We start from the raw sequence: 4,324 nt of genomic DNA on the forward strand, positions 1-4,324 counted from the left end.
CTGGCGGCCTTAGCGCGGCGGTCCCACCTGACCCCATGCCGAACTCAGAAGTGAAACGCCGTAGCGCCGATGGTAGTGTGGGGCCTCCCCATGCGAGAGTAGGGAACTGCCAGGCATCCAATTGCGATAACCCTGACCTCACGGTCAGGGTTTTTTGCATTTTCAGGCCCGTAAAAACGCCTTCTCAGTTACACGCGTTACATCCAAACCTCTTGTGCATCACACATTTAGCGCCGCACGGCCGCGAGAACGTTCCGTTGTCACGGTTGAAGTGCTTTACTCATTGTTTTAATGCTGCTTATCAGCAAGGAAACTGAGGTAACGCATGGCCAAAATCGATTCGCGCCCATCCCACAGTGGGGCAGAAGATCCGGGGATCAGCAAGAAACGCGTCTGGGCAATCGTCGGCGCGTCGTCAGGTAATCTGGTTGAATGGTTCGACTTCTACGTCTATTCATTTTTCTCTCTCTATTTTGCCCATATTTTCTTTCCCAAGGGCGACACTACAACGCAGCTGCTGCAAACCGCCGGAGTATTCGCCGCCGGCTTTCTGATGCGTCCCATCGGCGGCTGGCTGTTCGGCTATATCGGCGATCGACACGGACGTAAAAAGTCGATGCTTATCTCGGTGTGTATGATGTGCTTCGGCTCGCTGGTCATCGCCTGCCTGCCCGGCTATGGCAGTATCGGCATCGCGGCTCCGGCAATTCTGCTGCTGGCGCGCATGTTTCAGGGGCTGTCGGTGGGAGGCGAATATGGCACCAGCGCAACCTATATGAGCGAAGTGGCGCTGGAAGGACGCAAAGGATTTTACGCTTCCTTTCAGTACGTTACGCTTATCGGCGGCCAGCTTCTGGCGGTGCTGACGGTGGTGGTGCTGCAGTTTATCCTCAGCGAAGAGGATCTGCGCAGCTGGGGCTGGCGTATTCCCTTTTTTCTCGGCGCGATCCTGGCGGTGGTGGCTCTCTGGCTGCGGCGATCGCTGCATGAAACCTCAGATAACCAGAGTCGTCATCACAAAGACGCCGGCAGCATTACCGGACTGCTGCGCAACCATACGCGTGCCTTCCTGATGGTGCTGGGTTTTACCGCAGGCGGCTCCCTGAGCTTTTACACCTTTACCACCTATATGCAAAAGTACCTGGTGAACACGGCGGGAATGGACGCGAAAAGCGCCAGCGGCCTGATGACCGCCGCGCTGATGGTATTTATGCTGATCCAGCCGATTATCGGCGCATTGTCCGATAAAATTGGTCGTCGCGGATCGATGCTGATCTTTGGCGCGGGCGCGGCGATCTGCACCGTTCCCATCCTCACCGCGCTGCAAAGCGTGCAAAGTCCGACAGTTGCCTTCTGCCTGATCATGCTGGCGCTGCTGATTACCAGCTTCTACACCGCTATCAGCGGCATTCTTAAGGCAGAGATGTTTCCGCCAGAGGTGCGCGCGCTTGGCGTCGGCCTCTCCTATGCCGTTGCAAACGCGATTTTTGGCGGCTCGGCGGAATATGTTGCGCTGCTGATGAAGCAGCAGGGCATCGAGACTACCTTCTTCTGGTATGTATCGGCAATGGGCGCGCTGGCGTTCCTGGTATCGCTCCTGCTGCACAGGCGCGGCAAGGGCATTAAGCTGTAAAGGCTGGCGGGGAAGGGATGGCCTGCGGCGATCGGCGCCGCAGGCCATAGATCAGAGGATACGGCTAATCAGACGATCGATACGGATACGGCGCAGGCGACGGATCAGCTTGCGCACCTTCGCCGGATAGTCGGAGATGCTTTCCAGCTCGCGGAAATGCTTCACGACGTGAGTATGGGTGCGAATCAGCGCCAGCTCTTTTTCGCGCTGCTCGGCAAGCTGCTGCAGCGGATCGTGGATCAGCACCGCGTTTTCCAGATCGAGACGCCAGGCGCGCGGGTTGAGGTTGTTGCCGGTAATCAGCATCCACTCCTCATCTACCCATATGCCCTTCAGGTGATAGCTGTTCTCGCCATCCTTCCACAGGCGCACCGCCAGCTGTCCGTTATCGGCATAATATTGCAGGCGGCTCATAAAGCGGCGCAGGTTGATCTCATAGAGATAGGGCAGCGCGCCGATAATTTTAAACGGCTGCTCAGGGGGAATATAGAAGTCGTTAGCGGTCTTATCGCCGACGATAATCTCCACCTCTTTGCCCTCGCGCAGCAGATGAATAATGCTGCGCACCAGAATCGCCGGCAGGTTGAAGTAGGGCGTGCAGATGGTCAGCTTCTGCTCAGTGCAGGGCATCAGGTGGAAAATGGTTTTGTTGAGCAGGCTACGCTTGCCCAGCCCGACCAGCGGCGTAACGGTCAGCTCTTCATTATGGCCATCGCCGGTGAACTGATAGTTGAAGCCGCGCAGATCCTGGCGGAACTGGCGCGTCTCATTTTTGATTTCCGGGCTGGAAGGGCGCTCTTCGCGGTCGAGGCGGTTGACCGCTTCCGACTGCTTAAGGTTGACGTTAATCCACTCATACATGGTGTCGGCCAGCTGCGGGTTGCGAATCAGCTGATAGCGGTCGTATCGATACTTATCGTGCTGATGCAGGTAAACGTCGTTGATGCTGGCGCCGCTGTAGAGCAGCGTATCGTCAATAATAAAGCCTTTCAGATGCAGCACGCCGAGCGCTTCGCGCGTATTGACCGGAATCCCGTATACCGGAATGGCGATATCCGCATGCTGCGTTGCCATTTCACAATACCAGTCGGCATTGGTGACGCCGCGCGCCGCGCCGATGCGTCCGCGCTGGGCGCGATGCCAGTCGACCAGAATGCTGATATCCAGCTCAGGACGCGCGCGCTTTGCCGCATAGAGCGCATCCATAACCGCACGGCCAGCATCGTCGTTTTCCATATAAAGAGCGACGATGCAGATGCGGTGCTGCGCCGCGGCGATCTTTTCCAGCAGCGTGCGACGAAAGTCGGCAGGCGAGTAGAGCGTTGACACATCCGTAGGGGACTGTGACAGCTTCGGCAACTGTGCGAGGTGTTGTTGATGCTTATTGCGTTTGAATTTAGTCAGCATCGCAGTGCGCTTCTTCTCGTTTCATTGCATGGCCTTTTGCCATCAAATCAGGGTCATAACGGTAAATAATAACATCAACCTGATGCGGTCGGCCATTTTTTACCTTTCTCTACAAGGTTAGCTGATGTCCCTGTGTAAGGATAAATTCAGGCTGACGATACCTTCATCGAGCTGAACGTCCACTTCAAACCCCAGCTTGCGCGCCAGGGTGATCATGCCACGGTTGTGGGGCATGGTAATCCCGTTGAGCTGCTGCAGCCCGTGATCGCGCGTATAGCGGATCATCTTTTCCAGCAGCCGCCGTCCCATGCCGAGCCCTTTTAGGTCGGATCGCACCAGCACCGAGAACTCGGCGTCGATATTGTCAGCGTCGGAAATCGCGCGGGTGACGCCGATAATCTCGCTGCTTTCCTGCTGCTGACGCACCGCGACAAAGGCCATCTCGCGGTCATAGTCGATCTGCGTCATATTGGCGAGATCCTCATGGGTGAACTCGTTGATCTCGCTGAAGTAGCGATAGTAGAGATCCTCTTTGGTGACCTGAGCGATAAAGGCGCGCAGCAGCGGCTCATCTTCGGGCAGGATAGGGCGGAACAGACAGCTCTGCCCATCCTTCAGCGTCACCTGCTCTTCCAGCTGCTGCGGGTAGGGGCGTATCGCCAGCCGCGCTTCGTTGTCTCCGCTGAACGGTGCCAGATCCAGGGTCACGTCCAGCAGGGTAAATTCGCTGCCCGCCGCCAGCAGCGGATGAATATCGAGCCGCTGGATCTCGGGGCAGTCGACGACCAGGTTGGAGACCTGCACCAGCAGCTGGCTGAGGGCGGGAATGTCCAGGGTATCGAGCCCGCCGCGACTGCGAATTTTGCCGCTTTTAATCGCCTGTATCACCAGATAGCGCGCCAGCGTCATATTGAGCGGCGGCAGCGCCACCGCCGCCTGTTTGTCCGCCTGCCACTCTACGCCGCCTTCGCCCAGCAAGATCACCGGACCGAACAGCGCATCCTGCTGCACCACGACGCGCAGCTCCTGCGCGCCGGCGCGGTTCGCCATGCTCTGCACCAGCAGCCCTTCGATGCGCGCCTGCGGCAGCGTCTGCCTGACGCGATCGACGATCGCCTCGGCCGCCTGCTGCACTTCTGCGGCGTTGCGCAGATAGAGCATAACCCCCTGCACCTCCGATTTATGGGCGATATCGGGCGAGCGCAGCTTGAGCGCGACGGGATAGCCGATACGCTCGGCGATCGCAACCGCATCAAGGCTGTCGCTGGCAATCCAGGTCGGCAG

3 protein-coding genes and 1 rRNA gene are annotated in these 4,324 nt (G+C 57.9%); 2 read left to right on the top strand and 2 right to left on the bottom strand.

Annotation, left to right across the window (positions count from 1 at the left end; genetic code table 11):
- Both rrf and MHZ97_RS22145 read left to right on the top strand, forming a co-directional pair.
- Positions 1 to 115: ribosomal RNA gene (gene rrf, locus MHZ97_RS22140) — 5S ribosomal RNA — on the top strand.
- A gap of 210 nt (positions 116 to 325) precedes the next feature.
- Positions 326 to 1,633: an MFS family transporter gene (locus tag MHZ97_RS22145; RefSeq protein ID WP_239315596.1), complete on the top strand. Its 1,308-nt coding sequence runs from the start codon at positions 326 to 328 to the stop codon at positions 1,631 to 1,633.
- Between the two features lie 51 nt (positions 1,634 to 1,684).
- On the opposite strand, the gene pssA is transcribed toward MHZ97_RS22145, so the two are convergent.
- Together pssA and MHZ97_RS22155 are read right to left on the bottom strand one after the other, a co-directional pair.
- Positions 1,685 to 3,040 carry a CDP-diacylglycerol--serine O-phosphatidyltransferase gene (gene pssA / locus MHZ97_RS22150; protein ID WP_239315597.1) on the bottom strand — a complete coding sequence of 452 codons (1,356 nt, stop codon included), beginning with the start codon at positions 3,038 to 3,040 and terminating at the stop codon, positions 1,685 to 1,687.
- A gap of 117 nt (positions 3,041 to 3,157) precedes the next feature.
- Positions 3,158 to 4,324: GNAT family N-acetyltransferase (locus MHZ97_RS22155; RefSeq protein WP_239323854.1), on the bottom strand; the 1,167-nt coding region annotated here is incomplete at its 5' end.

The organism is Pantoea sp. ACRSC (genome assembly GCF_022346785.1).
GTDB classification, from domain to species: domain Bacteria; phylum Pseudomonadota; class Gammaproteobacteria; order Enterobacterales; family Enterobacteriaceae; genus Pantoea; species Pantoea alvi.

Bases quoted from the DNA above. Each gene is read 5' to 3' on its own strand.
- MHZ97_RS22145 (WP_239315596.1), top strand. From the start codon at position 326: ATGGCCAAAATCGATTCGCGCCCATCCCACAGTGGGGCAGAAGATCCG.
- pssA (WP_239315597.1), bottom strand. From the start codon at position 3,040: ATGCTGACTAAATTCAAACGCAATAAGCATCAACAACACCTCGCACAG.